This is a genomic window from Micromonospora sp. KC207 (assembly GCF_004348615.1).
In the GTDB taxonomy this organism is placed as follows: domain Bacteria; phylum Actinomycetota; class Actinomycetes; order Mycobacteriales; family Micromonosporaceae; genus Micromonospora.
The window spans coordinates 1-13,437 of record NZ_SMKJ01000201.1 but is presented as its reverse complement, the minus strand read 5'-3'; the positions used below and the strand labels follow the sequence as shown (position 1 = coordinate 13,437).

The following is a 13,437-nucleotide window of genomic DNA, read 5'->3' as shown; positions in this document are numbered from 1 at the left end:
CCCCTCATCTCCAACGATCTTGCGGTTACGGCCCCCACAAATGCCGCCAAGCTCCCATGCCAGGGGCCCCAACTGCAAGATCGCGGGAGGAGGAGGGGCGGGGGTCAGAGGCGTTCGAAGCCACGGGTGAGCTCCCAGTCCGTCACCGCGGCGTCGAATGCCTTCAGCTCGACGCTCGCCTGGTTGGCGTAGTGGGCGTGGACGCCGTCGCCGAAGACGGCACGGGCGATCGTCGAGGACTCCCACAGCTCCAGGGCGTCGCGCAGGGTGCCGGGGACGCGCTCGGCGGCCGGGTCGTCGTACGCGTTGCCGGTGCACTCCGGCCCCAGCTCCAGCTCCCGCTCGATGCCGTGCACCGCCCCCGCCACCAGGGCGGCGATCGCCAGGTACGGGTTGACGTCCGCGCCCGGCACCCGGTTCTCCACCCGCATCCCCTGGCCGTGCCCGACCAGCCGCAGCGCGCAGGTGCGGTTGTCGGTGCCCCAGCGCAGCGCGGTCGGGGCGAACGAGCCGGGCTGGTACCGCTTGTACGAGTTGATGTTCGGGGCGAACATCAGGCTGAACTCCCGCATGGTGTCCAGCAGCCCGGCCAGCACCCGCTGCCCCGTGACGCTCAGGTGGGCCGGCCCGTCGCCGAGCATCGCCGAGCGCCCGTCGGCGTCGCGTAGCGAGAAGTGGATGTGGCAGGAGTTGCCCTCCCGGGCGTTCGGCTTCGCCATGAAGGTGAGCGACATGCCCTCTTGGGCGGCGATCTCCTTCGCCCCGTTCTTGTAGATCACGTGATGGTCGGCGCAGGCCACTGCCTCGTCGTACCGGAAGGCGATCTCGTGCTGGCCGAGGTTGCACTCGCCCTTGGCGCTCTCCGGGGTCAGGCCCGCGCCGGCCATCTCGGTGCGGATGCGGCGCAGCAGCGGCTCCACCCGGGCGGTGCCGAGCAGCGAATAGTCGACGTTGTACTGGTTCGCCGGGGTCAGCTCGCGGTAGCCACGCCGCCAGGCGTCCTCGTACGAGTCGCGGTAGAGGACGAATTCCAGCTCGGTGCCCGCGTACGCGGTCAGGCCGTGCGCGGCGAGCCGGTCGAGCTGGCGGCGCAGGATCTGCCGGGGCGAGGCGGCCACCGGGCCGGACCCGTCCAGCCACGCCAGGTCGGCCAGGAGCATCGCCGTGCCCGGCTGCCAGGGCACCCGGCGCAGCGTCTCCAGGTCGGGCACCATCGCGAAGTCGCCGTACCCGCGCTCCCAGCTCGACATCGCGTACCCGCCGACGGTGTTCATGTCGACGTCCACGGCGAGCAGGTAGTTGCACCCCTCGCTGCCGTTCTCGACGACCTGGTCGAGGAAGAACGGCGCGTGGAACCGCTTGCCCTGCAACCGGCCCTGCATGTCGACCAGGGCCAGCACCACGGTGTCGAGCTTGCCGGCAGCGACCGCCGCCCGTAACTCTTCGAGGGACAGCGGTGCTCTGCTCATGCGCGGGCCTCCATCACCAAGGTCTACTGCCTGACCGGATCACCGTCAATGCCCGCCCCGGACGCGTCGGCAAACCCGACGGTACGGCGGGGGCCGGTGAACCACTTGCGGGCCGAGGCGTACCACCACACGGCGACGACGAGCAGCACCCCGCCGACGGCCAGCGGCGCATAGTTCACCGCCGACCAGGTGAAGTCGGCGTGACCGGGCACGCCGGCGGGCACGATCGGCAGCACGAAGTACACCGAAATGATCGCGATCTCGACCACCGCGACCCAGCCGAGCAGCCGGTACCTGCGGCCGAGGGTCCACGGACCGGGGGTGAACCGGTCGCCCATCCGCAGCCGCAGCGCGATCGGGATGACGAAGGAGAGGTAGAGCCCGATCACCGCGACCGAGACGACCGCGTAGAAGGCGACCGGGACGCCGGACGTGCTCTCGTAGAGCGCCGGCAGGGTGAGCACCAGCCCCGCCAGGGTCGCGCCGATGATCGCGTTGACCGGGGTGCCGTTGCGGTCCACCCGGGACCAGAGCCGCCAGCCCGGCACCGCCCGGTCCCGGCTGAACGCGTACGCCATCCGGCTCATCGAGGTCACGCAGCTCATGCCGCAGAAGAACTGCCCGATGGTGGAGATGATGATGACGGTCTTGAAGAAGAACGGGGTGAGCGCGGTAGAGAAGATCGCACCGGAGAACCCGCCGGCCGCGTTGATGGCCTCCACGTCGGTGGCGGCGAAGAGGAAGGCGAGCAGCAGGATCCAGCCCCCGACCGCCGAGTAGAAGATCGACCGCCAGAGCCCCTGCGCGGCGGCCTTCGAGGCGCCCCGGGTCTCCTCGGAGACGTGCGCGCAGGCGTCGAAACCGGTGATCGTGTACTGGGTGAGCAGGAAGCCCAGCGGCAGCACGTAGAACCAGAAGGTCAGCCCGCCGGTGCCGCCGTCGCCGAAGCCGGAGTTGTTGAACCGCTCGGTGAAGACGAACTGGAAGCTCTGGTGCTCGTCCGGGACGAACACCAGAATGGCCACCACCGCGGCCGCGCCGGCCACGTGCCACCACACCGAGACGTTCTGGAGTACGTCGATGATGCGGTGCCCGAAAATGTTGATCAGCCCGTGCAGCGCCAGAATGATCACGAACAGCACGAACGCCTGGCGGAGCGTCCCCTCCCAGCCGTCGAACAGCGCCGACAGGGAAAGGTTGAGGAAGGTGGCGCAGCCGTAGTCGACCGACGCGGTGACCGCGACCAGCCCGATCAGGTTGAGCCAGCCGGTGAACCAGCCGTGCACCGGCCGGCCCATCTTCGCCGCCCACCAGTAGATGCCGCCGGCCGTCGGATACGCCGACACCAGTTCCGCCAGGCAGAAGCCGATGACCAGGATGAACAGCGAGATCAGCGGCCAGCCCCAGGAGATGGCGACCGGCCCGCCGTTGTTCCACGCCTGGCCGAACGTGGTGAAGCAGCCGGCCAGGATCGAGATGATGGAGAACGAGATCGCGAAGTTGGAGAAGCCGCTCCACTTACGGCGTAGCTCCTGCTGGTAGCCGAGTTCGGCGAGCCGGCGAGCGTCGTCGTCCATCGGCTGCTCGGCGGTCGGCGCGGGAGTCGTGGCCACTGCACACCTCCTGGCGGTGTTGCCGGAAACGCGTGCGCCCGAGTCTCGTCCCGTCGATCACTGCGGTCAATCCGCCACGACGGTCGTCCGGCCTCCTTCCCGGCCAGGCTGATCGGCTGGTCAGGCCGGCCGCCGGGCGGGGCGGGACCGCTCGGAGGGCGTTGCCGACGGGCGCGGGGCGCGGGTCAGCCACCGCAGTCCCGCCGGCCGGACGTAGATCGAGCGGCGGGCCACGGCGTCACCCCTCGCGTCGACCTCGTAGCCGTCCAGCCACAGCCACCCGTGGTACGTGTGCCAGTCCTCGTGGACGCGGATCACGCGGAAGAGGAGCGGCCGGACGAACTGGACGCTCGCGTCCCGGGTGACGTGCAGCAGGTCGCCGCACCTCGGTCCCCTGGGCGCGGGCTCAACCATCGCCGCTGCGGCGCTCACCCCGCGCCGGCAGGACCATGTCGAGCCACCCGAGGTGCCGCAGTTCCATATCCGGGTCGAACGGCAGGCCGCGCTGCCTGCGCTCCTCGACCCCGAGACGGTGCCAGTCGCCCATGTACGCCACGAGCAGGTCACCCCGGCCGGCGTACTCGACGAGGCTCGCCACCTGCCGCTCGAAGCACGGCCACGGCCTGCCGCAGGTGAAGCAGGGACCGCCGGCGTACCTCGGCGGGTGTTGGCCCGTCACCGCCCCCGCACCCCCGGCTCCGGGTGGGCCGGCGGGGCGTCCCGGATCGCCTGCACCCGGACCATGACGACGCGCTCCCGCCACGGTGTGCCGTCGGGGCGCAGCTCCAGCCCCTCCAGGCGCACCCACCGCGACGCCAGGAAGTTCGCGTCCCGGGGGACGTAGCTGACCTTCAGCCGCAGCACCGCCTGCCCGATGCAGTAGTCGCACGGCTGAAGGGTCAGCACATCGCCGATGGCGACCAGCGGATTCAACGATGGACAACGGTGTCCGCGCACGCACTTCTTCCCTGTCTCGACGGCCGAGCTGAGTGGGGCAGCCACCCCAACAGCGGACCCCACGGTGACAGTCTGCTGATCAGAGAACTACGCTGAGAAGCCATCTCGCCTGATCTCGAAGTACGTCTGGGAGCACGGCACCGCACCTGTCGGCCCTCGGCGGCACTCGGCGACACCGGCCAACGTCTGGCGATCCCGGTAGGAATCTGGAGGGACCATGGAAGGCGAACAAACCGCCGATCTGATACGCGCGCAGCTTCGTCGCATCCGGACAGCCGCCGGCCTGAGCCAAGAGGAACTCGGCCGCCGCGCGAACTACTCGGCCTCGACGATCTCCGCAGTGGAGACCGGCACCCGGCCGCTCGACAAGCCGTACGTCAAGCGGATGGACGAGGTGCTCGACACGGGTGGCCTGTTCGAGTCCCTGCTGCGGATGGCCGAGCGGGACGGCCAACCCTCGTGGTTCCGCCCCTGGCTGGAGGCCGAGCGCAACGCCAAGCAGCTCAGGTACTTCAACCCCACGCTCGTCCCCGGCCTGCTCCAGACCGAGAACTACGCCCGCACCGTGCTGCGCTTCGACGACACGAAGCCGGAGGAGGACGTCGAGCGGCAGGTCGCGGCCCGCCTGGAGCGGCAGGAGATTCTGGTACGCGAGCACCCGCCCCAGGTCGTCGCCGTCATCGACGAGTCAGCCCTGCGCCGCACCGATGCGACTATGGGCGAACAGCTCGCCCACCTGCTACGAATGGCCGAACTCCCCCACGTCCATCTCCATGCCATCCCGAGCTACACCGGCCTGCACGTCGGACTGTCAGGCCCGCTCGCCTTGGCCCGGTCCACCGACGGCGGCTGGGTGGGACATCTGGAGAACCAGCTCTCCGGCTTGGTGACCGACAGCGAGGACGAAATGGCTACGCTTCTGGAACGGTGGGAGGGCGTGAGAGGGCTCGCCCTGCCGCGCGATCTGTCGCTCGCCCTGTTGAAGGAAGTGGAGAGCCAACATGGACCTCAGTAACGCGCGATGGAGGAAGCCCACCCGGAGCGGCACGAGCGGCGGTGACTGCGTCGAGGTTGCCGACAACCTGCCCGGCACGGTTGCCGTACGCGACAGCAAGGACCAGGAGGGTCCGGCGCTCACCTTTGCCTTGGGTGCCTGGAAGGCGTTCCTCGGCTTCACCAAGCAGCACTGACCCCGAACCCACGGAAGGCCCTCGGCGAACGCACCGAGGGCCTTCGTCGCGCCGGCCGAACCACGGGGTAAGAGCGGAAGCCCCGACTGATTCGGTCTGGAACTAATCCGTGGCTCGTGGATGTGCGGTCGAAGCGTAAGTCACCCATACAATCCGGCGCTCTGGATCAGGGCAGTACCAGATCCTTCCGCCGCCTGTCACCTCGTACTGCCACTGCTCAAGGTTTTCCCCTTGCACCATGCGGCTTCCAAGCTCACCCTTCAACCGGTGCTGTCGGTTGAGGATTGTCAGGTCCTCTGGGCCATATGTCAGCGACTCCCACGCCCGCCACAGGTTGCCCGGGGCCGCCTTCACCAATTCCTCCCAGCCTTCGGCCGCTTCCTTGGTGCCGAAGCGCAATTCCCATCCTGACGGAGGAGCCGGCGGTGCTACCCGGTCATTCCTCTTCGGCACCGGCTTCCTCCGACGTCATCGGCACAGGTACAGGACCGAGGTCGGAGTCTACAGCGCGGGACAACTCCTGGGCGAGCGCCGGGTCAGCGTGAATCGCCGCAGTCTGCTGCCATTCGTGAATCATTCTTCCAAATGGCGTCCACACATCAAGATCGCTACAAGCCTCCAGAGTCCACATGAACTCCCTGACGAAGGCAATACAATCCTTCTCAGGCAAGAAGTTGACCCAGGGAAAAACGTCCACCAAGGCTTCTGTCACCAACTCCTCACCACCATGATGAAGGAGGTTGCGGAGCAGTCGGGCCGTAGTCTCCATCCCCTGCTGAGCCTGCCGAGCGCGGTCCTCGCGCATGAGCACGAAGGACACCCCGTCACCTCGCCGCTCCAGCCGCACTTCACCTGAGGACTCAACTGCAGCTGCAACCTCACGCGGTGTGCGGGCTGCGTCACTCCACTGCATGGTCTTCATGTGACCCATGCTGAACTACTTCAGCGCATCCCGCAGCACCTTTCGGCGTGATCCATGCCACATCAAGTGGGCCTTGACTTGACCAAGCATCTTCTCAGGTGTAGGAATCCGCGCCACATTTGTCCGGCTATGCCTGAGTACCATGTCAGCCACCGGGCACCAGGCCATCTGGTGCGGGCGTACTGGCAGGCAGGCTCGCGACGTACCGATAATCGCCTTGCCGGCGGCGGGCCGTGGCGCGCATCCTTGAGCCTGTGACCAGGCCCGATCCGGACGGGCCCCGCCGGGCGCTCGGCAACGCCCGGCCGGCGGCGGGCGGGGCGCTCACCTCTCTCTCACTGCGGCGACCCGCCCCGCCCGCCGCCCCTGCGAACCCCTCGACTCAGGCGAAGATCAGGCCGGCCACCCAGAGCACGGCGATCACCAGCCCGGTGAGGAACTCCACCAGCATCGACAGGCCGGCGGCCTTGAGCGCGTGCACCGTCGACGGCCAGGCAAGCTGGTTGCTGCCCAGCCGCAGCCGCTCGGCCCCCCAGACGCCGCCGACGAAGCCGACGACCAGGCCGACCACCGGAATCACGAAGAAGCCGACCAGCCCGAGCAGGCCGCCGGCCAGCAGGGACGACGTCGGCACTCCGGCATTCCTGAGGTTGCGCCCCGGCCACAGGTATTTGACGACGGCACCGCCGACGGCGACGAGCGTCGCGGCGGCCAGCACCAGCCAGCGGCCCGCCCCGGCGCTGCCGAACAGCGCCCAGACCAGCACCCCACCCCAGCACAGCGGCAACGCGGGCAGGCCCGGCACCACCACCCCGGCGAGCCCGGCCACGATGGCCAGCGCGGCCACCACCGACGCCACCGTCTGCGAGTCGGTGAGACTCATGCCGTACCCCCCGGAATCGTCTCGCCGCGCAGCCGGGCGGTGATCTGGGCCGCCGGTACGGGCGGGCCGAACCAGCGCCCCTGCCCGGTGTCACACCGTAGCGACCGCAGCCGTTCCGCCTGCGCACCGGTCTCCACCGCCTCGGCGGTCACCCACATCTCCAGCGCGTGCGCCAGCCGCACCAGCGCGTCCACGATCCGCTCGTCGCGGTGGTCGGTGGGGTTGTCCGCGTCGCCGGGCCGGATGCCCTCCACGAACGGCCCGGCCAGCTTGAGGCAGTGGATGGGCATTCGCCGCAGGTACGCCAGGTTCGAGTATCCGGTGCCGAAGTCGTCGATCGCCAGCCGTACGCCGAGTTCGGCGAGCTGGTGCAGCGCCCGCAGCGGCTCCCCGGCGGTGCCCATCACGGCGCTCTCGGTCAGTTCGAGCTGAAGCAGGGCGGCAGGGAGGCCGGTACGGCCCAGCGCATCCGCCACCGTCTCGACGATGGCCGGGTCGTCGGCCTGCCGGGCGGCCAGGTTGACGCTGACCACCAGCTTCGCCTCGGGGAACTCGCGACGCCACGCCTCGGCGTCGCGGCACGCCTGCCCGAGCACCCACTCGCCGAGCCGGACGATCAACCCGGTCTCCTCGGCGAGCCCGATGAACTGGTCCGGCCCGACCAGGCCCAGCTCCGGGTGCTGCCAGCGGACCAGTGCCTCCACCGCCACCATCGACGAGTCGAGCAGCGACACGATCGGCTGGTAGTGGACCACGAACTCGCCCCGGTCGAGCGCGGCGGGCAGGCCGGCGACCAGTGCCGAGCGGGCGATGTCCCGGGCGCTGCGCTCCGGGTCGTAGACCGCCCACCGGCCCCGGCCCTCGGCCTTCGCCCAGTACAGGGTGGTGTCGGCGGCCCTCATCAGCTCCGACGCGCTGGTTTCGCCGGACGGGCACTCGACGATGCCGATGCTGGCGCTCACCGCGAGCTGCTGGTCGCCGACGTGCACCGGGGCGGAGACGGCGGCGAGGGCCATCTCCGCGACACCCACCGCGTCGTCGATGCCCTCGCCGCCGTCGACGAGGATGACGAACTCGTCGCCGCCCATCCGGGCGACCAGGTGACCGTGCCCGGCGACGCACTCGGCCAGCCGCCGGGCGATCTCGACCAGCAGCCGGTCGCCGAGGTCGTGCCCGAGGCTGTCGTTGACCGCCTTGAAGCCGTCCAGGTCGAGGAAGCAGACGCCGATGCGGTGGTCCGGGCCCGCGTCGTCGAGGACCCGGCCGAGGGTTTCGAAGAACAGCGTACGGTTCGGCAGGCCGGTGAGCGGGTCGTGCAGCGCCTGGAAGCGCAGCCGCTGCTGAAGCTCGTACCGCTCGGTGATGTCCTCGATCATCGCGACGGTGAAGCGTGGCCGGCCGTCGTCGTGCCGGATCAGCGAGACGGCCAGGTCCGTCCAGACGACGCTGCCGTCCTTGCGGTAGTAGCGCTTCTCCACCCGGACCGCGTCGTGCTTGCCCTCGATCAGCTCCTGGTAGAGCTCCCACATGCCGGCGGCGTCGTCGGGGTGGAACAGCGACGCCACGTTGGTCCGGCGCAGTTCGGCGACGGAGTAGCCCAGCATGTCGGCGAAGGACTGGTTCACCTCGATGATCTGCCCGTCGACGCCGGCGATGCCGATGCCGATGGCCGCACCGACGAAGACGGCCCGGAACCGCGCCTCGCTGTCGCGTAGCGCCTGCTCGACGATGTCGCGGGCCTGCCAGGCGCTGCGGGCGATGCGTTCCTGCTGGGTGAAGGTACGGTCCCGCAGCGCCTGGGCGAACCCGGCGGCGAGCCCACCCTGGAGGGCGGCGACCCGCTGGGCCGTGCCGGGCCGGGCCGCCCGGTCGGGCAGCACCTGGGCGACGAACCGGTCCCCGAGCGCCGCGAGCGACCAGTCGAGCAGCCCTGGCTCGGCCAGGTGCGCCTCGACCAGCGCCCGGCCGACGCTCTCGGCGGGTCGGGCGGAGAACGTCTCGGCCAGCAGCGCCTGGGCCAGCAGCGCCGTGTGGGCGAGCAGCAGCCGCTCGGTCTCGGCCCCGCTGAGCGGCACGAAGCCGAGCTGGCGGGCCGCCCGGGCCCACTCGGCGGCGTACGACTGGGCGCCGGCTCGGCTGTAGCCCTCGCCGCCGGGTTCCGGCACGGCTGCCACGTCGGCCTAGCCGGCGGGCTGGTCGTACCGGGCGACGCCGCCGAACGCACCGAACCGCTCGGGGTGCTCGTCCACGTCCGACGGTGAGTCGGGGCGCCAGAGGGGCATGTGCACCACGCCCGGCTCCAGGATCGTCCAGTCGCCGAAGAAGCCGGTGATCTCGGCCCGGGAGCGCAGGGTGATCTCGGTGGCGGTACGCGCCGAGAGCCGCTGGGCGTCCAACATCTCCTGCGGCTGGTCCTCGAAGGTGGCGTGCGAGACGACCAGGAAACTGCCCGGGGCGGCGGCGGCCCGCAGGGTGGCGAGGAGGTCGGCGGGGCGGTCGGCGTCCTTGACGAAGTGGACCACCCCGGCGAGCAGGAGGCCGACCGGCCGGTCGAGATCGAGCAGCCCCATGGCCCGGCAGGCGGCGAGGATCGCCTCCGGCTGCCGCAAATCGGCGTGGATCACTCCGGTCAGGTCGTCGCCGGCCAGCAGCTCCCGGCTGTGCGCCACGGCCACCGGGTCGATGTCGACGTAGACCACGCGGGCCTTCGGGTTCGCGGCCTGCGCCACCTCGTGCACGTTGCCCACGGTAGGAATCCCCGAGCCGATGTCGAGGAACTGGTCGATGCCGGCGTCGAGCAGCGCCCGGACCGCCCGGCGCAGGAACTCCCGGCCCGCCCGCATGGTCGCGGCCAGGTTCGGCGTCATGCTGGCGATCTGCCCGGCCAACTGCCGGTCGATCTCGAAGTTGTGCGCTCCGCCCAGGAAGTAGTCGTAGACCCGGGCCGCGCTCGGTCGACTCAGATCGATCTCGGTGGGAAGTCCGTCCGCCATCCTGTGTCGCTCCCGCCAGTCGTCGCCGCGCCACGGGCCGCGCCGGCCGTCTGGGCGCGACGCGGGCACGCCGATGCACGCCGACCGGCAGACCCGCGGGTCTGTGGTGTTCCACACTCTAGGCCGCAGGTTCCACCGTTAGCGAGGTCTGCTCCCCGTTCGGGCCACGCCCGCGCGGCCGGTCAGCCGACTGACTCCGGCATCAACGGTCGACCGGCCCGGCCCCGCGCCCACCGTCAGGCGACTGACTCCAGCATCAGCGAGATGCCCTGCCCCACGCCGACGCACATGGTCGCCAGCGCCCGCCTCGCGTCGCGGCGACGCAACTCCAGGGCGGCGGTCAGGGCCAGCCGGGCGCCGCTGGCCCCCAACGGGTGGCCCAGGGCGATGGCCCCGCCGTTGGGGTTGACGTGCTCGGCGTCCTCGGGCAGGCCCAGCTCGCGCAGCACCGCCACCGACTGGGCGGCGAACGCCTCGTTCAGCTCGATCACGTCGACCGCGCCGAGGCCGACGCCGAGCCGGCCGAGCAACCGGCGGGTGGCCGGCACCGGCCCGATCCCCATGATCCGGGGTGGCACGCCGGCCGCGGCGGCCCCGGTGACCCGGGCCAGCGGGGTGAGGCCATACCGGGCCATCGCCGCCTCGCCGGCCACCAGCAGCGCCACCGCGCCGTCGTTGACCCCGGAGGAGTTGCCGGCGGTCACCGTGCCGCCGTCGCGGAACGGGGTGGGCAGCGCGGCGAGCTTCTCCAGCGACGTCCCCCGGGGGTGCTCGTCGACGTCGACCAGCTTCGTCTCGCGCCGACCCGCCGGCACGGTGACCGGCACGATCTCCTCGGCGAACCGGCCGTCGGCCTGCGCCTTGGCGGCCCGCTGCTGCGACCGGTACGCGAACGCGTCCTGCGCGGCGCGGTCGACGCCGTACTCGGCGGCCACGTTCTCCGCCGTCTCGGGCATCGAGTCGATGCCCCAGCCCTGCTCCATCAGCGGGTTGACCAGCCGCCAGCCGATCGTGGTGTCGTACATCTCGGCGGCCCGGGAGAACGCGGACGCCGCCTTCGGCAGCACGAACGGCGCCCGGCTCATGTTCTCCACGCCACCGGCCACCACCAGCTCCGCCTCTCCGGCGACGATCTGCCGGGCGGCGGTGGCCAGGGCGTCCAGGCCGGAGCCGCAGAGCCGGTTGACGGTGCTGCCGGGCACCTCGCCGGGCAGTCCGGCGAGCAGAGCCGCCATCCGTGCGACGTTGCGGTTGTCCTCGCCGGCCTGGTTGGCGCAGCCGAGGACCACGTCGTCGACGCGGGCCCAGTCCACCGACGGGTGGCGGGCGACCAGCTCGCGGATCACGTGCGCGGCGAGGTCGTCGGGGCGCACCCCGGCGAGGGCGCCGGCGTACCGGCCGATGGGGGTGCGGACACCGGCCACGAGATATGCCACGGTCATCGACACGGTCCTTCGGGTGGGGGAGGCCGATTCAGGGCCCGCCGGGTCACGGCGACGCGGGGCCAGAATATCCGTGCGGCGAACGGATAGGTTGGCCGCATGGCTCGGGCCCAGTTCAGCGCAGAGACCTCCGCGGACGGCGCGTTCGTCCGCCAGCCGAACCGGTTCACTGGGCGGGTCGCCGCCGACTCCGACTCGCCACCCGGCGGCGGGCCCGACGCCCAGGGCCGTTGGCCCCTGGAGGCCGGCCGCTACCGGCTCGTGTGGTGCCAGGCCTGCCCCTGGGCGCACCGGGCGGCGATCGTGCGTGGCCTGCTGGGCCTGGACGACGCGATCGGGCTCGCCACAGTCGACCCGATCCGCGACGAGCGGGGCTGGCGGTTCACCCTCGACCCCGGCGGGCGGGACCCGGTGCTCGGCATCGCGTACCTGTCGGAGGCGTACCTGGCGACCGACCCGGGGTACGGGGGCCGGGTCACCGTGCCGGCGCTGGTCGACACGCTCACCGGGCGGGTGGTCAGCAACGACTATCCGCAGCTCACCCTCGACCTGTCCACGCAGTGGCGGAGCCTGCACCGCGCGGGCGCGCCGGAGCTGTACCCGGCGGAGCTGCGCGTGGAGATGGACGCGCTGATGGCCGACATCCACCGGGACGTGAACAACGGCGTCTACCGGTGCGGCTTCGCCACCTCCCAGACCGCGTACGACGAGGCGTTCACCGCGCTGTTCGCCCGCCTCGACGCCCTGTCGGAGCGGCTGTCCGGGCAGCGCTACCTGATGGGCGACGCGATCACCGAGGCCGACGTGCGGCTGTTCACCACGCTGGTCCGGTTCGACGCGGCCTATCACGGGCATTTCAAGTGCAACCGGCACAAACTGACGGAGCTGCCGGTGCTGTGGGCGTACGCCCGGGACCTGTTCCAGACGCCCGGCTTCGGCGACACGGTGAACTTCGACCACATCAAGCGGCACTACTACGGCACCCATCCGGCGATCAACCCGACCGGGATCGTGCCACTGGGCCCGGACACCGCCGGCTGGGCGACGCCACACGGGCGTGGCTGATCAGGCATGGCCTACCGGGCATGGCTTACCAGGCGCAAGTTGCCGGGCACGGCTGCCCGGCGCGGGACGGCCCCCGCCACTTTGGCAGCCGGGGCGCCGCCCGCGTCCCGGGTCGCCGCGTCGGCCGCCGCCGGCGGCATCCTGGCGGGCGCGGGCGCGGTGACGGTTGCCGTGGTCGCCGGTCCCGGCACCGGGCTCACCGGGTACGTCAGCGAGGCGGGCGTCGCCGACAGCGGGTACGCCTCGGCGTACCGGATCGGGGTGTTCGCCCTGGCCGGCGCGCTGCTGCTGCTCGCCGCGGCGCTGGCTCCGGTGCTGCGCCTCGCGGCGGGGCTGCTCGCCGCCGGCAGCCTGTGCGCGGCGCTTTCCGGAACGGTGAGGTGCAGCGCCGGCTGCCCGCTGCCGCCGTTCGAGCGGGCCACGGTGGCCGACCTGGTGCACGGCGGGGCGAGCATCGCCGCGACGGCGGCCGTGGTGTTCGCGATGCTGGCGGTGCTGTTCCCCCCGTCGGCGGCGTCCTGGCTGCTCTCCCCATCGGCGCAGTCCAGGCTGCGGCGACTCGCCGCCCTCGGCGCGGCGCTGTCGCTGCCGCTGGCGGCGGCGGTGGGGCTGGCGATGCTGCTCCTCGGCCGGGGAACCGTGGTCGGGGTGCTGGAGCGGGTGCTGCTCGCGGTGTGTGCCGCCTGGGGCCTGGCGACCGCCACCACCCTCGCTTCGCACGGCCGCCGGGGGTGAGGAAGGGCCCCTGTAAGGATCCTCACGCCAGGCAGTCCTTCCACCGCAGGGACGGGCCGGCGTACCGTCGGCGTGCGATGACCAACGTCTGGGACCTCACCGTTCGCCTGTACGTCGACCTCCGACGGCAGGCCAGCGGCATCTGTCCGGCGCGGCCCGTCTCCTGAC

Annotated in this window: 14 protein-coding genes; 4 read left to right on the top strand and 10 right to left on the bottom strand. The window is 71.3% G+C overall.

From position 1 onward, the window contains the following. Window positions 1-104: 104 nt before the first annotated feature. The 5 genes from E1258_RS22495 to E1258_RS22475 all read right to left on the bottom strand — a co-directional run bounded on the left by E1258_RS22495 (window position 105) and on the right by E1258_RS22475 (window position 4,015). The gene (locus E1258_RS22495) at window positions 105-1,469 is read right to left on the bottom strand and encodes a glutamine synthetase family protein (protein ID WP_132404604.1); all 1,365 of its coding nucleotides are present in this window, start codon (window positions 1,467-1,469) and stop codon (window positions 105-107) included. Between the two features lie 23 nt (window positions 1,470-1,492). Beyond that, entirely contained in the window at window positions 1,493-3,082 is a 1,590-nt protein-coding gene (locus E1258_RS22490; protein ID WP_132404602.1) for an amino acid permease, read from the bottom strand. 120 nt (window positions 3,083-3,202) lie between these two features. Beyond that, window positions 3,203-3,496, bottom strand: a complete 294-nt coding sequence (locus E1258_RS22485; RefSeq protein ID WP_132404600.1) for a hypothetical protein — start codon at window positions 3,494-3,496, stop codon at window positions 3,203-3,205. Continuing rightward, the gene (locus E1258_RS22480) at window positions 3,489-3,761 is read right to left on the bottom strand and encodes a hypothetical protein (RefSeq protein WP_132404598.1); all 273 of its coding nucleotides are present in this window, start codon (window positions 3,759-3,761) and stop codon (window positions 3,489-3,491) included. Before E1258_RS22480 ends, E1258_RS22485 begins: the two co-directional genes overlap by 8 nt. After that, window positions 3,758-4,015 (bottom strand): hypothetical protein, encoded by a 258-nt coding sequence (locus E1258_RS22475; RefSeq protein WP_132404596.1) that lies wholly within the window; start codon window positions 4,013-4,015, stop codon window positions 3,758-3,760. The genes E1258_RS22480 and E1258_RS22475 overlap by 4 nt, the downstream gene beginning before the upstream one ends. A gap of 241 nt (window positions 4,016-4,256) precedes the next feature. On the opposite strand from E1258_RS22475, the gene E1258_RS22470 reads away from it, so the two are divergent. Next, on the top strand, window positions 4,257-5,054 hold the full coding sequence (locus E1258_RS22470) for a helix-turn-helix transcriptional regulator (RefSeq protein ID WP_132404594.1): 798 nt from the start codon (window positions 4,257-4,259) through the stop codon (window positions 5,052-5,054). After that, window positions 5,041-5,229: a DUF397 domain-containing protein gene (locus tag E1258_RS22465; RefSeq protein WP_132404592.1), complete on the top strand. Its 189-nt coding sequence runs from the start codon at window positions 5,041-5,043 to the stop codon at window positions 5,227-5,229. The genes E1258_RS22470 and E1258_RS22465 overlap by 14 nt, the downstream gene beginning before the upstream one ends. Before the next feature lie 436 nt (window positions 5,230-5,665). Here the strand turns inward: E1258_RS22465 and E1258_RS22455 are convergent, their stop codons facing one another. The 5 genes from E1258_RS22455 to pcaF form a co-directional block, all read right to left on the bottom strand. After that, window positions 5,666-6,151 carry a hypothetical protein gene (locus E1258_RS22455; protein ID WP_132404588.1) on the bottom strand — a complete coding sequence of 162 codons (486 nt, stop codon included), beginning with the start codon at window positions 6,149-6,151 and terminating at the stop codon, window positions 5,666-5,668. Between the two features lie 382 nt (window positions 6,152-6,533). Next, window positions 6,534-7,034, bottom strand: coding sequence for a DUF456 domain-containing protein (locus E1258_RS22450; RefSeq protein ID WP_132404586.1), 501 nt, complete (start codon window positions 7,032-7,034; stop codon window positions 6,534-6,536). Beyond that, window positions 7,031-9,208: a bifunctional diguanylate cyclase/phosphodiesterase gene (locus E1258_RS22445; RefSeq protein WP_132404584.1), complete on the bottom strand. Its 2,178-nt coding sequence runs from the start codon at window positions 9,206-9,208 to the stop codon at window positions 7,031-7,033. The genes E1258_RS22450 and E1258_RS22445 overlap by 4 nt, the downstream gene beginning before the upstream one ends. Window positions 9,209-9,214: 6 nt before the next feature. Beyond that, a complete protein-coding gene (locus tag E1258_RS22440) occupies window positions 9,215-10,027 on the bottom strand; it encodes an SAM-dependent methyltransferase (RefSeq protein WP_132404582.1) in 813 nt (270 codons plus the stop codon). Between the two features lie 236 nt (window positions 10,028-10,263). Next, a complete protein-coding gene (gene pcaF / locus E1258_RS22435) occupies window positions 10,264-11,469 on the bottom strand; it encodes a 3-oxoadipyl-CoA thiolase (RefSeq protein WP_132404580.1) in 1,206 nt (401 codons plus the stop codon). Between the two features lie 99 nt (window positions 11,470-11,568). Here pcaF and E1258_RS22430 point away from each other — a divergent pair, with 99 nt between their 5' ends. Then, window positions 11,569-12,534, top strand: a complete 966-nt coding sequence (locus tag E1258_RS22430) for a glutathione S-transferase family protein (protein WP_132404578.1) — start codon at window positions 11,569-11,571, stop codon at window positions 12,532-12,534. 39 nt (window positions 12,535-12,573) lie between these two features. Continuing rightward, a complete protein-coding gene (locus E1258_RS22425) occupies window positions 12,574-13,269 on the top strand; it encodes a DUF998 domain-containing protein (RefSeq protein ID WP_243715619.1) in 696 nt (231 codons plus the stop codon). The last annotated feature ends 168 nt before the right edge of the window (window positions 13,270-13,437 follow it).

Coding starts and splice junctions, on each gene's coding strand:
- E1258_RS22495 (WP_132404604.1), bottom strand. CDS start 1,469: ATGAGCAGAGCACCGCTGTCCCTCGAAGAGTTACGGGCGGCGGTCGCT.
- pcaF (WP_132404580.1), bottom strand. CDS start 11,469: ATGACCGTGGCATATCTCGTGGCCGGTGTCCGCACCCCCATCGGCCGG.
- E1258_RS22485 (WP_132404600.1), bottom strand. CDS start 3,496: ATGGTTGAGCCCGCGCCCAGGGGACCGAGGTGCGGCGACCTGCTGCAC.
- E1258_RS22470 (WP_132404594.1), top strand. CDS start 4,257: ATGGAAGGCGAACAAACCGCCGATCTGATACGCGCGCAGCTTCGTCGC.
- E1258_RS22430 (WP_132404578.1), top strand. CDS start 11,569: ATGGCTCGGGCCCAGTTCAGCGCAGAGACCTCCGCGGACGGCGCGTTC.
- E1258_RS22455 (WP_132404588.1), bottom strand. CDS start 6,151: ATGAAGACCATGCAGTGGAGTGACGCAGCCCGCACACCGCGTGAGGTT.
- E1258_RS22450 (WP_132404586.1), bottom strand. CDS start 7,034: ATGAGTCTCACCGACTCGCAGACGGTGGCGTCGGTGGTGGCCGCGCTG.
- E1258_RS22465 (WP_132404592.1), top strand. CDS start 5,041: ATGGACCTCAGTAACGCGCGATGGAGGAAGCCCACCCGGAGCGGCACG.
- E1258_RS22440 (WP_132404582.1), bottom strand. CDS start 10,027: ATGGCGGACGGACTTCCCACCGAGATCGATCTGAGTCGACCGAGCGCG.